This is a genomic window from Devosia submarina (genome assembly GCF_003056345.1).
Lineage (GTDB): Bacteria > Pseudomonadota > Alphaproteobacteria > Rhizobiales > Devosiaceae > Devosia > Devosia submarina.
The window spans coordinates 185,062-201,876 of record NZ_PYWB01000001.1; the positions used below are offsets into that span (position 1 = coordinate 185,062).

General features: G+C 62.0%; 14 protein-coding genes. 7 read left to right on the forward strand and 7 right to left on the reverse strand.

The genetic code is table 11. From position 1 onward, the window contains the following. Positions 1 to 10 precede the first annotated feature (10 nt). Complete coding sequence (locus DDE77_RS00775) at positions 11 to 1,558, forward strand: tripartite tricarboxylate transporter permease (protein WP_108395523.1); 1,548 nt, start codon at positions 11 to 13, stop codon at positions 1,556 to 1,558. A 251-nt stretch (positions 1,559 to 1,809) separates the two neighbouring features. Here DDE77_RS00775 and DDE77_RS19325 read toward each other — a convergent pair whose 3' ends face one another. Next, positions 1,810 to 1,980 carry a hypothetical protein gene (locus DDE77_RS19325; RefSeq protein WP_157959587.1) on the reverse strand — a complete coding sequence of 57 codons (171 nt, stop codon included), beginning with the start codon at positions 1,978 to 1,980 and terminating at the stop codon, positions 1,810 to 1,812. A 199-nt stretch (positions 1,981 to 2,179) separates the two neighbouring features. On the opposite strand from DDE77_RS19325, the gene DDE77_RS00780 reads away from it, so the two are divergent. After that, positions 2,180 to 3,043 (forward strand): aminoglycoside phosphotransferase family protein, encoded by an 864-nt coding sequence (locus DDE77_RS00780; RefSeq protein ID WP_157959588.1) that lies wholly within the window; start codon positions 2,180 to 2,182, stop codon positions 3,041 to 3,043. 7 nt (positions 3,044 to 3,050) lie between these two features. After that, positions 3,051 to 3,551, forward strand: a complete 501-nt coding sequence (locus tag DDE77_RS00785; RefSeq protein WP_157959589.1) for a CAP domain-containing protein — start codon at positions 3,051 to 3,053, stop codon at positions 3,549 to 3,551. 251 nt (positions 3,552 to 3,802) lie between these two features. On the opposite strand, the gene glpK is transcribed toward DDE77_RS00785, so the two are convergent. Continuing rightward, positions 3,803 to 5,290 (reverse strand): glycerol kinase GlpK, encoded by a 1,488-nt coding sequence (gene glpK / locus DDE77_RS00790; RefSeq protein ID WP_108395526.1) that lies wholly within the window; start codon positions 5,288 to 5,290, stop codon positions 3,803 to 3,805. Positions 5,291 to 5,317: 27 nt separating this feature from the next. Then, positions 5,318 to 6,826 (reverse strand): glycerol-3-phosphate dehydrogenase, encoded by a 1,509-nt coding sequence (glpD, locus tag DDE77_RS00795; RefSeq protein WP_108395527.1) that lies wholly within the window; start codon positions 6,824 to 6,826, stop codon positions 5,318 to 5,320. A 178-nt stretch (positions 6,827 to 7,004) separates the two neighbouring features. Between glpD and DDE77_RS00800 the strand changes: the two genes are divergently transcribed. Together DDE77_RS00800 and DDE77_RS00805 are read left to right on the forward strand one after the other, a co-directional pair. Beyond that, complete coding sequence (locus DDE77_RS00800; RefSeq protein ID WP_108395528.1) at positions 7,005 to 7,940, forward strand: AEC family transporter; 936 nt, start codon at positions 7,005 to 7,007, stop codon at positions 7,938 to 7,940. 83 nt (positions 7,941 to 8,023) lie between these two features. Then, on the forward strand, positions 8,024 to 8,734 hold the full coding sequence (locus tag DDE77_RS00805) for a DUF1428 domain-containing protein (RefSeq protein WP_108395529.1): 711 nt from the start codon (positions 8,024 to 8,026) through the stop codon (positions 8,732 to 8,734). Between the two features lie 55 nt (positions 8,735 to 8,789). Here DDE77_RS00805 and DDE77_RS00810 read toward each other — a convergent pair whose 3' ends face one another. The 3 genes from DDE77_RS00810 to DDE77_RS00820 form a co-directional block, all read right to left on the reverse strand. Continuing rightward, the gene (locus tag DDE77_RS00810; protein WP_245895035.1) at positions 8,790 to 9,710 is read right to left on the reverse strand and encodes a transglutaminase family protein; all 921 of its coding nucleotides are present in this window, start codon (positions 9,708 to 9,710) and stop codon (positions 8,790 to 8,792) included. Next, on the reverse strand, positions 9,710 to 10,660 hold the full coding sequence (locus tag DDE77_RS00815) for an alpha-E domain-containing protein (RefSeq protein WP_245895036.1): 951 nt from the start codon (positions 10,658 to 10,660) through the stop codon (positions 9,710 to 9,712). The genes DDE77_RS00810 and DDE77_RS00815 overlap by 1 nt, the downstream gene beginning before the upstream one ends. A gap of 355 nt (positions 10,661 to 11,015) precedes the next feature. Continuing rightward, positions 11,016 to 12,437, reverse strand: coding sequence for a circularly permuted type 2 ATP-grasp protein (locus DDE77_RS00820; protein WP_108395530.1), 1,422 nt, complete (start codon positions 12,435 to 12,437; stop codon positions 11,016 to 11,018). A gap of 150 nt (positions 12,438 to 12,587) precedes the next feature. On the opposite strand from DDE77_RS00820, the gene DDE77_RS00825 reads away from it, so the two are divergent. Together DDE77_RS00825 and DDE77_RS00830 are read left to right on the forward strand one after the other, a co-directional pair. Further along, positions 12,588 to 13,517 carry a 2-hydroxyacid dehydrogenase gene (locus DDE77_RS00825; RefSeq protein ID WP_108395531.1) on the forward strand — a complete coding sequence of 310 codons (930 nt, stop codon included), beginning with the start codon at positions 12,588 to 12,590 and terminating at the stop codon, positions 13,515 to 13,517. A gap of 172 nt (positions 13,518 to 13,689) precedes the next feature. Next, on the forward strand, positions 13,690 to 15,306 hold the full coding sequence (locus tag DDE77_RS00830) for an alpha-glucosidase family protein (protein ID WP_108395532.1): 1,617 nt from the start codon (positions 13,690 to 13,692) through the stop codon (positions 15,304 to 15,306). A 436-nt stretch (positions 15,307 to 15,742) separates the two neighbouring features. Here DDE77_RS00830 and DDE77_RS00835 read toward each other — a convergent pair whose 3' ends face one another. Continuing rightward, positions 15,743 to 16,801: an AbrB family transcriptional regulator gene (locus tag DDE77_RS00835; protein ID WP_108395533.1), complete on the reverse strand. Its 1,059-nt coding sequence runs from the start codon at positions 16,799 to 16,801 to the stop codon at positions 15,743 to 15,745. Positions 16,802 to 16,815 lie beyond the last annotated feature (14 nt).

A 16,815-nucleotide genomic window follows, 5' to 3' on the forward strand; every position in this document is an offset into this window, starting at 1 on the left:
GAGCAGTGTAATGGATACCTTCGGTCTTTTAGGAGAAGGCCTTCTGGCCGCACTCCAGGTGCAGAACCTGCTTTATGCCCTTCTTGGCGTAACGCTGGGCACGGCAGTCGGCGTGCTCCCCGGCATTGGCCCTGCGCTCACTGTCGCCCTTCTGCTGCCCGTGACCTACCGGCTCGACCCGACCGGCTCGCTGATCATGTTCGCCGGCATCTATTATGGCGGCATGTATGGCGGCTCCACCACCTCTATTCTGCTCAACACGCCCGGGGAAAGCGCCTCCATCGTCACCGCGCTTGAGGGCAACAAGATGGCTCGCAAGGGCAGGGGCGGCCCAGCCCTTGCCACCGCCGCCATCGGCTCCTTTATTGCCGGCCTGATCGCAACGCTGGCCCTCGCCTTTGTCGCCCCCTGGGTGGTCAAGGCCGCCCTGGCCTTCGGCCCCGCCGATTATTTCGCGCTGATGGTTCTGGCCTTCGTCACCGTTTCTGCAGCCTTTGGCGATAGTGCCCTGCGCGGCATCACCGCGCTCTTTATTGGCCTAGGCCTCGGCATTATCGGCATCGATTTGCAGACCGGCCAGGCGCGCCTTTCCTTTGGCATACCTGACCTGCTGGACGGCATCGAAGTCACGACCCTCGCCGTTGCCCTTTTTGCCGTGGGCGAAACCCTTGCCATCGCTTCCTCCTCCACCTCGCTCAAGGAAGAAGTGCTGGCGGTCAAAGGCTCCGTCTGGATGACGCTGAGCGACTGGAAACGCTCCTGGCCCGCCTGGCTGCGCGGCACCTTCATCGGCTTCCCGATCGGTGCCATGCCCGCAGGTGGCGCTGAAATTGGCACCTTCTTTTCCTATGCCGCCGAGCGCAAGCTCTCCAAGCACCCCGAAGAATTCGGCGAAGGCGCCATCGAAGGCGTCGCTGGGCCTGAAGCGGCCAACAACGCGTCGGCTGCCGGAACGCTTGTGCCCCTGCTGACCCTGGGCCTGCCGACCTCCGCCACGGCCGCCATCATGCTCGCCGGCTTTCAGCAATTCGGCCTCCAGCCTGGCCCGCTTCTGTTCGCCAACAATGCGCCCCTGGTTTGGTCGCTGGTTGCGAGCCTGCTGATCGCCAATTTCATGCTCCTGGTGCTGAACCTGCCCCTGATCGGCCTTTGGGTACGGCTCCTTACCATTCCAAAGCCTTGGCTTTATGCCGGCATCCTGACCTTTGCGACCTTGGGCACGCTCGGCGCCAACGGGGCCATGTCCGGCCGCCTTGGACCAATTCCCTTCTCGTTCGAACTGCTGATCCTCCTGGCCTTTGGCATATTGGGCTTCATCCTGCGCCGCTTTGGCTACCCCATCGCCCCCGTGGTGATCGGGCTCATCCTAGGGCCGCTGTCCGAACAGCAATTGCGCCGCGCCCTCGCCATCAGCCAGGGCGACCCCGGCATTCTGGTCCATTCGCCCATTGCCATCACCCTCTACATCATCGCCGCCATCGCCCTGCTCGTCCCCTTTTACTTCCGCCTGCGCGGCAAAGGGGCCGTACTCCAACAAATGGCCAGCGACGAAGACTAAAACGTCCTCACGCACAATGTCATCCCGGGCTCGACCCGGGATCCATCCCGAGATCCCGTCCCCGCCGCAAGGTGGTTTGGTCTTCACCGCGTCTTTACCTTGCTACGGCGCGTGACCCACCCCGATCGTCACCCTCGGACTTGATCCGAGGGGCTCTGCACTTTCTAAGGTACCCCAACCAAAGACCCCTCGGGTAAAGCCCGAGGGTGACGATCCAGCTCTTGAGTAATCCACCTAAAGGTTCAAAGCCTCTACGGCGCCCGCCACAACACCAGCAGCACCACAACCAGTCCCGTCACCAGCAGCAACAACAACCCACCCACGCCATTCACGATCTGGCGCAATATTCCCGTCCGCGCCTCGTCCGCTGCCACGATGTCGTTGATCTCGGCGCCCTTGCGTTCATAAGTCCCGTGCGTCATCGCGGTCCCTCTTTCCACCTGACTTCGCCAAACCTCAGTGTGGTTCGCAACTGGCTAAGAAAAACCTTCAAAAATAGCCCAATCGGCTTGAAAAGGTTACCAAGAGGAAAATTGGCAGCGTTAACGAACCGTTGACGCCACTGTTTCATCATGTTTACCAGCCACCTCAATGCTTTGCCCAATCAGGAGCGCCTTCTTCTTGAATGGCACCATGATGAACCAGTCACCTGCCGAAACAGCGCTCAGCCGTGCCCTGATCCGCTGGTCCCTGACCAAAGCCACGCCCATGGCCGAAACGCCGACCAGCTGGATTTTCCAGGTGGAGCAAAACGGCCGCAATCATGCCGTCCTCAAGATCCTCAAGCCCGGCAAGGGCGATGGGGAACAGCGCGGCGGCGAGCTGATGCAATGGTATGCCGGGGAGGGGGCCGCCACCGTCTTTGATCGCCATGGCGGCACGCTTTTCATGGAATGGCTCGATGGCATCCCCCTGGGCGAAGCCGTGCGCCAGGGCCGCGACGATGAAGCAACCATTGCCCTCGCGACTGTCGTGACCCACCTTCACCGTCCAAGGCCTGACGCCCCCAAGGACCTTTTGCCTCTCCGGACCCATTTCGATCCGCTGTTCAACACCAATATTCGAAACTGGCCCTATACCGCCCGTGATCTTTTCGCGCGTGCGGCTGGTGTGGCGCTGACCCTGTTTGATCGACCCAGCCCGCAAATCCCGCTCCACGGCGATTTGCACCACGACAACATCATTTCAAGCCCCCGTGGCTGGCTTGCCATCGACCCACGCGCGCTCCTGGGCGATCCCGTCTATGAAGTTGCCAACGCCCTCAACAATCCCGTTGGCGCCGATGATCTGGTGAAGGACCCCCGGCGCATCGCCGCCATGTCCGAACTCCTGTCCCTTCGGCTCGGCTTCCCACGCAAGCGCATCCTGGGCTGGGCCGCCGCACACGCCGCTCTTTCGGCCTGCTGGGCGCTCGAGGACGAGCAACCCATTGCCGCGCAATTGGCTATGTTGCCCCTGCTTCTGACCGCTTATGATCAAGCCTGAGATCCCCATGCTCCACCTAACCCGTCGCGGCTTGCTGTTCCTGGGCGCGGCCGCTGCCGTTTCCGCCTGCGCCAGCACCATTCCCGTGCTGCCCAAAACGGCCAGCACCCCCGAAACCCTGAGCGACGCGGAAATCCTTTTCGCCATCAACGCCGTGCGCGCCGCCAATGGCTCGCCACCCTGGCGATACAACGCTGCGCTTGAAAACGCCGCCCGCTCCCAGGCGCGCCTCATGGCTCAGAAAAACACCATGAGCCACGACCTCGGTGTTACCCTGCGCGAGCGCGTCACAGCCGCCGGCTATCTCGGCGCCGTCGGCGAAAACGTGGCAAAAGGCTATCCCGATCTCCCCAGCACCATAGGCGGCTGGATGAACTCCTCCGGCCACCGCTCGACGCTTCTGAGCAAGAAATTTACCGAGTTCGGCCTCGCCGCCGTCCGTGCCCCGAACGGCAAACTCTTCTGGGCCATGATCGCCGGCGGCAGCTTCGACGCTTGGCGCGCCTAGCTAGACAATGAGCTTTCAGTAGACCTCATCCTGAGCCTGTCGAAGGACGAGGTCGTGCCACCCAAGCCCTCCACTCGCCCGACCTCGTGGTTCGACAAGCTCACCATGAGGTTTTGGGAGCAATGGAGTTACCTAAATGAGGACAGTGGCCCAGCGGCAAACCTCATCCCGAGGTCTGCCCCGCCAGTCCCCAGTAGACCTCATGGTGAGCCTGTCGAACCACGAGGTCGTGGCACAACCCGTCGAAAAACCTAAACCGTCAGCGTCCGCCGCACCGCATCATCCCAGCCGGCAATTTTGCGCTCCCGTTCCCCCGCATCCATCCGCGGCTCGAACCGATGCTCCAGCGCCCAGCCCCGCGCAAACTCATCCATCCCCGGCCAAACCCCAGCCCGCGAACCTGCCAGCCACGCCGCACCCAGCGCGGTTGTTTCCAAAATCTCGGGCCGATCCACCGGCGCGTCCAGAACATCGGCCAAAAACTGCATGGTCCAATCCGACGCCACCATGCCGCCATCCACCCGCAACACGGTCTCGCCACCGCCGCGCCAATCCTTGTGCATGGCTTGAAGCAGATCGCGCGTCTGGTAGCACACGGCCTCCAGCGCCGCCTTGGCGATCTCGGCCGGCCCCGAATTGCGCGTCAGCCCGTAAATGGCGCCCCGCGCCTCGGCATCCCACCACGGCGCTCCCAGCCCCACAAAGGCTGGCACCATGTAGACATTCTGGTTGGGATCGGCCGATTGCGCCAATGGCCCGGTTTCGCTTGCATGCTGCACGAGTTTGAGCCCATCGCGGATCCACTGCACGGCAGCGCCTGCAATAAAGATGGACCCTTCCAGCGCATAAGTCGTGACCCCATCAAGCCGATAGGCGATCGTTGTCAGCAGCCGGTTCTGCGAGCGCACCATGTCTGCCCCGGTATTGAGCAGAGCAAAGCACCCCGTGCCATAAGTGGACTTAAGCATGCCCGGCGCAAAGCATGCCTGCCCGATGGTCGCGGCATGCTGATCCCCCGCAACGCCCAAAATCGGGATCGGCGCCCCAAACAACGCCTCATCGGTCACGCCGAAATCATCGGCGCAATCCTTGACCTCGGGCAGCAGCGCCGCCGGCACTTCAAACAGCGCCAACAGCTCGTCGTCCCACCGGTTCGCACCGATATCGAACAGCAGCGTCCGCCCGGCATTGGTGGCATCGGTCACATGCCGCTTGCCGCCGGTCAGCCGCCAGATCAGGAAGCTGTCCACCGTCCCGAACCGTAATTCGCCCGCCTCGGCCCGTGCACGCGCCCCCTCGACATTGTCGAGCAGCCACTTGACCTTGGTCCCTGCAAAATATGGATCGACCAGCAGCCCCGTCTTTTCGGTAACCTTGGCCTCATGCCCCGCCTGCCGCAGCTCCGCGCAGAACCCCGCCGTGCGCCGGTCCTGCCACACAATGGCATTGTGGATCGGCTTGCCCGTCGCCTTGTCCCAGATCAGCGTCGTTTCTCGCTGGTTGGTGATCCCGATACCCGCCACATCGCCAGCCGCAATTCCGGCATCCGCAAGCGCCGTCCGCACCGACCAAACCACGCTTTCCCAGATTTCCTCGGGGTCATGCTCCACCCAGCCATCCCTGGGGAAGTGCTGCGTGAACTCCTTCTGTCCAACCCCGGCGATCTTGCAGTCCCGATCGAACACAATGGCCCGGCTCGACGTGGTGCCCTGGTCGATCGCCAGAATATACTCGCTCACTCAACTCTCCTCCCGAATAGCGCCGGCCTAGACTGCCACGCCCATGGCCTTGCCGGCCAAATAACTTTCCAGCGCTTCCGTTTGTGCCTGATCCACTCGCAGCCCCAGCTTGGTGCGCCGCCACAAGATGTCCTCGGCCGTACGGGCCCATTCCTCGCGCACGAGGTAATCAACCTCCGCCGCAAACAAATCCGCGCCGAAATGCTGCCCTAGATCGCTCGTGGTCTTGGCCGATCCAAGGATCACCCGCGCCTTCGTGCCATAAAGCCGCATCAGTCGCCGCGTTAATGTCGCTGGCAGTTCCGGATAATCCTTATGGAGCCGCCGCACTTCGGCGTCAAAGCTCAGCGGCTCGAACTCGCCCCCCGGCAGCTTGCCCGTCTTGGTCCAGGCCGCGCCCTTCTTGCCCAACACGCCTTCGATCTTTTCGAGTACGGACTCGGCCAGCCGGCGCGATGTGGTGAGCTTGCCGCCAAACACATGCACCGCCGCCCCGCTTGCCGCATCGCCATCGAGTTTGAGCACATAATCGCGCGTGGCTTCCTGCGCCGCACTCGCCCCGTCGTCAAACAGCGGCCGCACGCCCGAATAGCTCCAGCGAATATCCGCACGCGTCACGGGCTCTGCAAAATACTCGCTCGCAGCCTTGAGGAGGTAATCGGTCTCCCCATCCGAAATCCGCACGTCCTTGGGATCGCCATGGTAATCCTCGTCCGTCGTGCCGATCAGTGTAAAATCGCCTTCATAAGGAATGGCGAATATGATCCGCCCGTCGCTGTTCTGGAAAATATAGCAGCGGTCGTGGTCGAACAGCTTGCGCACCACAAGGTGGCTGCCCTTGACCAGCCGCACATTGCGCGCCCCATTTTTGCCCATGGCGCCGGTGATCACCTGGTCCACCCACGGCCCCGCCGCATTCACCACAAGCTTCGCGCGCACGGTACGTCGCCCGTCCTCGCCATCAAGCTCCACAATCCAGCCGCCATTGTCGCGCCGCACGCTGGAAACCTTGGTGCGCACATAGATGTCCGCGCCCTTGTTCGCCGCATCGCGCGCATTGAGCACCACAAAGCGCGAATCCTCCACCCAGCAATCGCTATATTCGAAGCCCAGCCGGTAGCCGGGCTTGAGCGGCTTGCCCGTCACATCCTGCGTCAAGTTCAGCGTCTTGGTGGGGGGCAGCAGGCGCCGACCGCCCATATAGTCATACATGGCCAGCCCCGCGCGCAACACGAAGGCCGGCCGCAGCCCCTTGTGGTGCGGCAACACGAACCGCAGCGGCCAGATGATATGGGGCGCTGCCGCCCAAAGCACCTCGCGCTCGGCCAGTGCCTCATGCACCAGCCGGAACTCGTAATGCTCCAGGTAGCGCAGGCCGCCATGCACCAGCTTGGTCGCCGCCGACGAGGTGCCCGAGGCCAGATCGTTCATCTCTGCCAAGGCCACGGAAAAGCCCCGCCCCACGGCGTCCCGGGCAACGCTCGCGCCATTGACGCCGCCACCGATGACGAAAATGTCGACGCTGTCCTGGGCCATGAAGCACTCTCCTTGTTGCTTTCGTTTCTAGGCGATTAGCTTTCGTTTTGGAAGGTTTATGTTTCGTTTTGCGACCGCCCTGGCGCCCTCCTGTCTACCATACAAGAACAGCCTTGACCTCCGTCGAGGACGGGTCTAGGGCAGGGGAAGGCTCCCCGGGCCAGGATATATTGGGCCCATGCTCTCCATCATCACCGTTATCGCGCCGATCTTTGCGCTTATGGCCTTCGGCTATAGCGCCGTGCGCTTCCGTCTGTTCCCCGCGGAAGGCATCAAGAGCCTGATCGCGTTCGTGAACAATTTCGCAACGCCGTGCCTGCTGTTCCATTCGCTGCTCACCAGCGATCTGGTTTCAGCCTTTAATCTCGCCATTATCGGCCCGTTCTACATCGGCGCGATCACCTGCTTCGTGCTGGGCATTGTTATCGCCATCCGCTTCTTCGGCAACACGCCTGGCGTCGGCGTTTCCGTGGGTTTTTCCGGCACCTTCACCAATACGGTTCTGGTGGGTCTGCCCATCATGACCCGCGCTTATGGTGCTGAATCCCTGCCGGTCACCCTTTCCATCATTGGCCTGCATGGCGCGATCCTGCTCACCCTTGGCATGGTCACCATGGAACTGGTGCGCCGTGACGGTCAGCCCCTGGGCAAGACCCTCGTTGTCGCCGCGCGCCGCGTCCTTTCCAATCCGCTGATCTGGGGCATCATCGCTGGGATGATCGGCTATTTCTCGGGCCTGCAGCTGATCGAGCCGGCCGAGGCCTTTTTCGTGATGATGAGTTCGGCCGTGGTGCCCGCGGCCCTGTTCGGCATTGGCGGGGCGCTGCACGAATACAAGCTCTCGGAAAACTGGAAACAGGCGCTTGTTGCATCCTTCATCAAGCTGATCATCCACCCCGCGCTTGCCTACGCCCTGATGATCTGGGTCCTCCATGTCCCCATGGAAATCGCCCGCTATGGCATCCTGCTGTCCGCCATGCCCGCCGGCGTCAACGTTTATGTGTTTGCCACCTATTATAACCGTGCCGCGAGCGTCGCCGCCAACACCATCCTGATCGCCACTGTTGCTTCAGCCGCCACCATTTCCGCCTGGCTCTGGATCCTCAGTCTCTAATCTCTTCGAAATATTGCCGGGCGTGTCGATTTCCCCGATGCTCATTCGTCCTAGCGGCAGACTGCACATTTCGGAGATGACCCATGCCCTATATCGATGGTTTCGTGCTTGCCGTTCCAGCGGCCAACAAAGACCAATATCGCGACCACGCCCACGGCGCCGTTCCCATGTTCAAGGATCTTGGCGCCACGCGTCTGGTGGAAAACTGGCCGGACGACGTGCCCCACGGCAAGCAGACCGATTTCTATCGCGCCACGAAAATCGAGGATGGCGAAGTTCCTGTTTTTTCCTGGGTCGAATATCCCGATCGCGAAACGCGCATGGAAGCGGGCCGCAAGATGTCCGAGGGCTTCGACCCATCGATGATGAAGGACATGCCGTTCGACGCCCACCGCATGATCTATGGCGGCTTCGAAGCCCTGGTGGATACCGGTCCTAACGGCAAGCCGGGCTATGTCGAAGGCATGATCTCGCCCGTTCCCGTCGGCAACAAGGATGCCTATCGCGCCGCAGCGCAAACGCAGGTGCCCCTGATCATGGAGTTCGGCGCGCTGCGCGTGGTCGACACTTGGGCCGATGACGTGCCCCCGGGGGAAACCACCGATTTCCAGCGCGCCGTTGCTACGACGGATGGGGAAACCATCGGATTTTCATTCATCGAATGGCCCTCCAAGGATGTTCGCAACAAGGCTTGGGAAAAGCTGATGCAGGACCCGCGCATGGCACCCAACCCCGATCTTTATGACGCAAAGCGCTCCATCTATGGCGGCTTCGTGCCCCTGGTCGATGTTTGATCACTCTTGATCGACGCACCTGCATTGCCCGGACACATTCCGGGCAATGGCTCGGCTAATCCAGGATGTCGATCTGAACGCCCAGATCCTGGACCCCGTCGCCTGCCGGAACGCAGCGCAGGGGCGCGGCCGAGAGGGAGTCAAGCCCCGCCGCCAGCCGCACATGCCGGTCCGTGGGGCAGAGTTCGAGCATGGCATCAAAGCCGATCCAGCCCAGCTTGTCGTCATAAGCTTCGGCCCACGCATGGAAGGCGCCGGGCTCATCCCCTTCACCCACCAGATAGCCCGTGACATAGCGCGCCGGAATCCCAAGCGCCCGCGCCGCCCCCACAAACAGATGCGCATAGTCGGTCGCTGGCGGGCGTGGCAAGCGCGCTGCAACCTCATGCCCTTCAGCTTCCACCACGCCAGCATCATCCTCCGAGGCCAACGATAAGGCTTGCTCCGTCACCCCAGTCGCATTCTGCTCGCCCTGCGACTGCCCACCTTGGCTCTGGCTCTGCCCATCCTCGCCCTGCATCTGCGCTTGTGCACCTGTCCCTGCTGCCGCAGGATCGAGCGTTTCACTGACGCGCAGCATCAACGCATGGAGCACATCGATCCGGCTATCCTTGCTGCCGCGGAACTTGCCATAAAGCGTAACCGGCGCGCGGGTCAGCCGCGTCATGCGCCGAAAAAGGGCAGGGACGGGATCGCCCGCGAGCTTGCCGAGCACGCCATGCGTGTCCTGCGTCTCCACCACGCCATTGACCTCAACCAGGAGCGGACCTTCGGGCCGCGCCTGGTTCACCAGAAAAGCCGAATTGCCAAATGCATCCTCGAACGGGGCGGCATTCTCCATTCCCGGCAGATCCAGCGTCCAGCTCTCGATCCGCTGTGCTGGCCCGTTTCTAGAGGTCAGCAGCGTTTGCAGCACCAGATTGGCCGTTCCGGGCGGCGGCGAAATGCTCAATTGGTGGCGGATGGAGATACGCATCAGTAGAAATTATAGCTTTCTGCCAAGCTGTTGGACACATGGTAGTTCCGGGCCATGAATTCGGTCAGAAATTCATGTAGCCCATGGCTAAAAACCGTTTCCATCGAGGTGTTTTCCACCATGGCGCACAATTGGCGCACCGCCTCGCACGAGGCTTCTTCCCGGCCATAAAACTGCGCCAGCGCTTCCACGTTCTGCTTCACATGTTGCGCGCAAAAGGCCAGTGAGCGCGGCATTTCCGGCCGCAAGATCAAAAAATCGGCGATATTCTGCGCCTTGAAGCGGTCGTGGTACACGTGTCGGTACGCGCGATGCGCCGATGCCGCCCGCAGGATCAGCGTCCATTGCTGGATATCGAGATCCCCGCCCACCAGCGTCACGCGCGGCAGCAGCACATAATATTTCATGTCGAGAATTCGCGCCGTATTGTCGGCCCGCTCGATGAAATTGCCCGCCTGCAGAAAAGCAAAGCCGGCGTCCCGAAGGATCGTCCCCAGCAGGGCCCCACGGAACTGGTGGCTCAGATGCTTGACCCATTCCAGGAGCCCCAGCAATTTGGCGCCGCGCACATCACGCGGCTTGATCTGCGAAAACTCAAGCCAGGCACCATTGATCGATTGCCACATGTCGATGGTGATCGCAGTGCGCACCGAACGCGCATTGGTCCGCGCTGCAAGCAGGCACGAATAAACCGAGGAGGGATTGGTCGGGTCGAACATCATGAAATGGGCGACATTGTCGACGTCGGCAGGCTTGCCCTTGCTGGCGAAGGCCTCGTCCACCTCCGCCGCCTGCATCATGGAAACCAGATGCTCCGACACGGCTCCCTCGCGCCGGCTGGTGAGGCTCATGCGATACCCCACCTCCAGCAACCGCGCCATATTCTCCGCCCGCTCCACATAGCGCGACAACCAGAACAGGTTTTGTGCGGTACGGCCCAGCATGCTCATGAGCGCACCTCGGCGGTGTCCAGGCACCCCCACCTAACCTCCCCCTGTGAGGGGGAGGGACCGCTTAGTGAGTTACCTCTTATTGCGTCACTTGCACGAAGCCATTCCTCCCCCTCCCAGGGGGAGGTTAGGTGGGGGTCACACCGCTCCCCGGCTCCTGCCACAATGGTAACATCCGGTTCATCGCATGATCTCACAAGGCTCACCGGCCCCACCTCCCCCCTTGCGGGGGAGGCCAGGAGGGGGGTGCGATGCCCAAGCAAACCACCAGTATTCCCGCAAGCACCGCCCCATTCCTCCCCCTCCCAGGGGGAAGCTAGGTGGGGGTCTTGCGTCAAAGCAGATACACCCATCATCAATCTTCCAGCACCCAAGTATCTTTGGTGCCTCCGCCCTGGCTGGAATTGACCACCAACGATCCCTTCTTGAGCGCCACGCGCGTCAGCCCCCCCGGCGTAATCCGCACCTCGTCCCCCACCAGCACATAGGGCCGCAAATCCACATGCCTGGGTGCAATCCCGGCATTCACAAAGGTTGGACACGTGCTCAGCGCCAAGGTCGGCTGCACGATGTAATTGTCCGGCCGCGCTTCGATCTTGCGCCGGAACTCCTGGTGTTGCGCCTTGGTCGCCGTAGGCCCCACCATCATCCCATAGCCGCCCGAGCCGTGCACTTCCTTGACCACTAGGTCTGCGATGTTCTCGAGCACCCAATTGCGCTGCTCATCGTCCGTGCAATTGTAGGTTGGTACGTTCTGTAAGAGCGCCTTTTCCCCGAGGTAAAACTCGATGATCTCCGGCACATATGTATAAACCGCCTTGTCATCGGCGATGCCCGTACCCGGTGCATTGACCAGCGTCACGTTTCCCGCCCGATAGGCATTGAACAGCCCTGGCACGCCCAGCATGGAATCGGGCCGGAAGGTCAGCGGATCGAGGTAATCATCATCGATCCGCCGATAAATCACATGCACCCGCTCCGGCCCTGTGGTCGTGCGCATATAAACCTTGCCGCCATCTACAAATAGGTCCGGCCCCTCGCACAGCGTCGCCCCCATCTGGTCGGCCAGGAACGAGTGCTCGAAATAGGCTGAATTATAAATGCCCGGCGTCAGCACAACGATATTGGGCGACGAACCCGAACCCTCCGGCGCCACGCTCTCCAGCGTCCGGCGCAGATTTTCTGGATAGTTCTCCACCGGCGCGACCTTGGTGCGCTGGAACAGATCCGGCGCCAGCATCATCATCGCCTCGCGGTCCTCCAGCATATAGCTGACCCCCGAAGGCGTGCGCAGATTGTCTTCCAGCACATAAAAATCATCCGGGCCCACCCGCACGATATCCACCCCGATAATATGGGCATAAACCCCCTTGGCCGGATCGAGCCCCATCATCTCGGGCGCAAAGGCCGCATTCTGCAAAATCAGCTTTTCGGGAATCCGCCCCGCCTTGAGGATTTCCTGGCGATGATAGATGTCATGCAAAAACGCATTGAGCGCGCGTACGCGCTGGTCGATCCCCTTGCTCAACCGCCGCCATTCCGCCGCCGAAATGATGCGGGGGATCACATCGAACGGAATGACCTTTTCCGTTCCTTCTTCCGAGCCATAAACTGCAAAGGTGATGCCCAGCCGGCGAAAAATCGCCTCGGCATCCGACTGCATCAGCGTCAGCGCCTTGTCGGGCTGTTCCGCCAGCCATTCCGCCAGTGCTCTGTAGGGTTCGCGAACGGAGCCGTCCGCATTGTACATTTCGTCGAACGGCGTTTTATCGGCCATTGTGCTCACAAGAATATGCGGCGCATCGCATTGTTTTCACATTGCTACACATTTGTGAACGGCCGTCCAGCACACATGATAGACCTGCCAACACTTGTCCCGCCCGCTCTGTTCCCTATTGTAACCCATCACCACCGATCGAGATTCTTGATGCCCATTGAAATCCTCCAGACCGGCAAGCTCCACGCCTCCTGCGAAGCGGCGCTCGCCGAGCGCTACACCGTCCACAAGCTGCACGAAGAGGCCGACAAGGACGCCTGGCTGCGTGAAAACGGCGCCCGCATCCGCGCCCATGCCGGCTCCGGCGTGCAGGCGGATCTGATGGACAAGCTGCCCAATCTCGAAATCATCGCCAGCTTCGGCGTCGGCTACGACAACATCGACACCAAGGCCGCCAAAGAGCGCAATATCCGCGTCACTAACACGCCAAACGTGCTCAACGATGCCGTCGCCGAGCTCACCATCGGCCTCATGATCGCCCTTGCCCGCCGTATTCCGCAGGGCGACCAGTTCGTCCGCCAGGGCAAGTGGCCCGCCGGCAATATGGGTCTTTTCACCGAACTAACTGGCAAGACCGTCGGCATTCTGGGCCTTGGCCGCATCGGCAAGGAGATTGCCACCCGCGCCCAGGCCATGAAGATGCGCGTCGTCTACACCGGCCGCAAGCGCCAGCCATCCGAGCCACATGTCTTCTATGAAAACCTCACCGACATGGCGCGCGATAGTGATTGGCTCGTGGTCATCGCCCCCGGTGGCAAGTCCACCGATGGCATTGTCTCGCGTGAAGTGCTCGAAGCGCTAGGGCCCAAGGGCATGCTGGTCAATGTCGCCCGCGGCACGCTGATCGACGAGGGCGCCATGCTCGAACTCCTCCAGAACGGCGGCCTTGGCGGCGCGGCGCTGGACGTCTTTGTCGACGAACCCAAAGTCCCTGAAGCCTTCTTCGGGCTCGAAAACGTTGTCCTCTCCCCCCACCAGGGCAGCGCCACCCACCAGACCCGCGACGCCATGGGCGCGCTCCTCCTCGCCAATCTCGAAGCCCATTTCGCCGGCGAACCGCTGATCAGCGCCGTGGTCTAGGGCTCCACACCCAATATTCCATGCCCACCATACCGCCCTCGGACCCGATCCGAGGGCCACTCTCCCCACGGCACGCCCCAGGATTGAAACCGGCCCCACACCCAACCCCAATTCCCTTCCGCCCGCGAACCCGCTAGCTTCCCGCGCAAATCGCACGAGCAGGAGCAGCGGCATGACGGAATGGTGGCGTGGCGGGGTGATCTATCAGGTTTATCCCAGGTCCTTTCAGGACACCAATGGCGACGGCATCGGCGATCTGCCCGGCATCATCGATCGCCTCGACTATATCCAGAGCCTGGGCGTCGATTGCATCTGGCTCTCGCCCATCAATCGCTCGCCTCAGGCCGACATGGGCTATGACGTCTCCGACTACCAGGACGTCGACCCGCTCTTCGGCTCGCTCGAGGATTTCGACTCCCTGCTGGAGCAGGCGCACCGTCGCGGCCTCAAAATCATCATGGACCAGGTGATCAGCCACACATCCGATCACCATCCCTGGTTCCAGGAATCGCGCCTCAACCGCACCAATAGCAAGGCCGACTGGTATGTCTGGGCCGATCCGCTCCCCGATGGCACCCCGCCCAACAATTGGCCCGCCGTGTTCGGCGGCCGCGCCTGGGAGTGGAACCCCACGCGCGGGCAATATTATCTCCACAATTTCCTGACCGCGCAGCCCGACCTCAACTTCCACAATCCCGCCGTGCAGCAGGCCGTGCTCGATGTCCTGCGCTTCTGGCTCGAGCGCGGCATCGACGGCTTCCGCCTCGACACCGTCAACTACTACTTCCACGACAAGCTCTTGCGCTCCAACCCACCGAGCACCAAGCCCGAGCATTTGCCCTATGCAGTCAATCCCTATGACATGCAGGAGCACAGATACTCAAAATCCCAGCCCGAAAACCTCGATTTCCTACGCCGCGTCCGCGCGCTGCTGGACGAATATCCCGGCTCCACTTCGGTCGGCGAAGTGGGCGACAGCCACCGCTCGGTGGAACTCATGGCCGAATACACCTCGGGCGGCGACACGCTCCACATGTGCTACGGCTTTGATTTCCTCGGGCCCGAATACGACGCTGGCCATTTCCGCTCGCGCATCGAAAAATTCTTCCGTGTCGGTCCCGATGGCTGGCCCTGCTGGAGCTTTTCCAATCACGACGTGATCCGCCATGTGACGCGCTGGGCCTCTTTCTCGGAAGACCCCCAAGCACTCGCCCGCCAGGCCGCAGCCCTGGTCCTGAGCCTTCGCGGCTCCGTCTGCCTCTACCAGGGCGAGGAACTGGGATTAGGCGAAACCGAGCTCCTGTTCGAAGAACTGACCGACCCGCGCGGCATCCGCTTCTGGCCCGAAGACAAAGGCCGCGACGGCTGCCGCACTCCGATGCCCTGGGAGGAAGGTCCGGCGCCCAATGGCTTCACCACCGGCACCCCCTGGCTCCCCGTCAAAGCAGCGCACTCTGCCCTCAACGTCGCCCGGCAAGACGCCGACCCTAATTCCACCTTGTCCTTCTACCGCCAGGTTCTCCACTGGCGCAAAGACCACCCGGTCCTCGCCACCGGCGACATCACCTTCCTCGAAACCCCCGAGCCCATCCTCGCCTTCCAGCGCACGGATGGCGATGCCACCATGCTCTGCCTCTTCAACCTCTCGGCGAGGCCCACGCAAATGACCCTCGACGGCCTGGGCACCAGCACCCCCGACCCCATCTCCACCGGCGCCACCCTCGCCAACGGAACCCTATCCCTCGCCCCCAACGCCTACGCCTTCATCCCCCTGCCGGCCCCCATCTAACCACCAAACCCGCCCCACCCCGATGTCACCCCGGCCTCGAGCCGGGGCCCATCCCGAGATCCCGCGCCAGCCGCAAGGTTTCAAAACAGAGCACAGCGCATGGACCACCCGAACAAGTCGGGTGGTGACGCTCCCTGATAGCCCTGATGGTTGTTCAATCGTCATTGCCCGGCTCGTCCGGGCAATCCACCATTGCGGCAATGGAACGCTCGAAATACCCGGGTGCTGTCGGAGTAAAAGAAAATCGGCCTCCTAGTCGACACCCTCCCCCTTGCGGGGCTTGAGAGCGGCCCGAAGGGACAATTTGCTCCAGTGGAGCAAATTAAGCGTACAAGGCCATGAGAGCTAAGCTCGAATGGCGATCAAGGGTGGGGGTCGATTGGCCCCGATGCGCGGATTAGCCAATCCGTTTCCACCTCCGCCCCATTCGCAGTTATCACCCCGGAGGCACAGCAGCCTTCGCCTCCCGGCGCCGGATCACCACAACCACCAGCGGAATCGCAAAACTCAGCATCAACAACCGGATGACATGATGCGCCGCAATAAACGCGGTGTCATACCCCAGCGCGATCCCCAGCGCCCCCATGCCCTCGAGCGCCCCCGGCGATAGCCCCAGCCACAACTGCCCATAGGGCATGTCCACGGCCAAGCTCACCAGCCACGCCACCAAGGTCACGATCCCCACGGTCATCCCCGTGGCGATCACCCCACCCTTGGCCGCCATCATGAATTCGCGCCGCGTGATCCCCGCAAAGCGCGACCCGATCAGCGCCCCCGTGAGCACGAAGGTGATGATCACCAGCGGCCCGGGAATGCTCCCGCTATAAAGCCCGCCCAGCTTTGCCGCCGTTGCAGCCGCCATCGATCCCAGCACCAGCCCCGCCGGCACCTTGAGCCGGATAAAGACGAGCCCCACCAGAACACACCCCGCCGCAATCGCAAGCAATTCCCAAACGCTTAGAAACGATGTCGGGGCAGGGGCGGTAAAATGATCGATCGGCAAGAACACCGACCCGATCGGCACCACGATGGTCAGCATGAAAATCCGGATCACCTGGATAATGGCGATCTGCCGCGAATTGCCCACCCCGGCCGAGGCAATGCTCATGATAAACGAAAGGTGCCCCGGAAAGGAACTGAGATACGCCGTCCCTGGATCAAGCCGAAACAGCTTGGTCAGCATCCATCCCGTCAGCGCCACGATCACCACGAGCTCCACCGCAAGCCCCAAAAGGCTGATCGGCCAGCTCCGCAATAGCGTCAGGCTATCGGGCGCCACGCTCGCCCCCATCGACATCCCGATCAGCACAAACCCCACATCCCGCACCCGCGCCGGCATGGCCACCGGCACCCCAGCCATCGCCGCAATCGTCACCGCCAACGCCCCACCCATCAGCCACCCCGCCGGCAGGCTGAGCGCCGTGGCAAGCACGCCGCCAACGGCAGCGATCAGGACGGTGAGGAGCGTGGGGAGGAGGCCGGCGGGAGGGGACATAAACTACTTCGGAT

Coding starts and splice junctions, on each gene's coding strand:
- DDE77_RS00820 (WP_108395530.1), bottom strand. CDS start 12,437: ATGGCCGATAAAACGCCGTTCGACGAAATGTACAATGCGGACGGCTCC.
- DDE77_RS00775 (WP_108395523.1), top strand. CDS start 11: ATGGATACCTTCGGTCTTTTAGGAGAAGGCCTTCTGGCCGCACTCCAG.
- DDE77_RS00805 (WP_108395529.1), top strand. CDS start 8,024: ATGCCCTATATCGATGGTTTCGTGCTTGCCGTTCCAGCGGCCAACAAA.
- DDE77_RS00810 (WP_245895035.1), bottom strand. CDS start 9,710: ATGCGTATCTCCATCCGCCACCAATTGAGCATTTCGCCGCCGCCCGGA.
- DDE77_RS19325 (WP_157959587.1), bottom strand. CDS start 1,980: ATGACGCACGGGACTTATGAACGCAAGGGCGCCGAGATCAACGACATC.
- DDE77_RS00815 (WP_245895036.1), bottom strand. CDS start 10,660: ATGAGCATGCTGGGCCGTACCGCACAAAACCTGTTCTGGTTGTCGCGC.
- DDE77_RS00825 (WP_108395531.1), top strand. CDS start 12,588: ATGCCCATTGAAATCCTCCAGACCGGCAAGCTCCACGCCTCCTGCGAA.
- DDE77_RS00800 (WP_108395528.1), top strand. CDS start 7,005: ATGCTCTCCATCATCACCGTTATCGCGCCGATCTTTGCGCTTATGGCC.
- DDE77_RS00835 (WP_108395533.1), bottom strand. CDS start 16,801: ATGTCCCCTCCCGCCGGCCTCCTCCCCACGCTCCTCACCGTCCTGATC.
- glpD (WP_108395527.1), bottom strand. CDS start 6,826: ATGGCCCAGGACAGCGTCGACATTTTCGTCATCGGTGGCGGCGTCAAT.
- DDE77_RS00785 (WP_157959589.1), top strand. CDS start 3,051: ATGCTCCACCTAACCCGTCGCGGCTTGCTGTTCCTGGGCGCGGCCGCT.
- DDE77_RS00830 (WP_108395532.1), top strand. CDS start 13,690: ATGACGGAATGGTGGCGTGGCGGGGTGATCTATCAGGTTTATCCCAGG.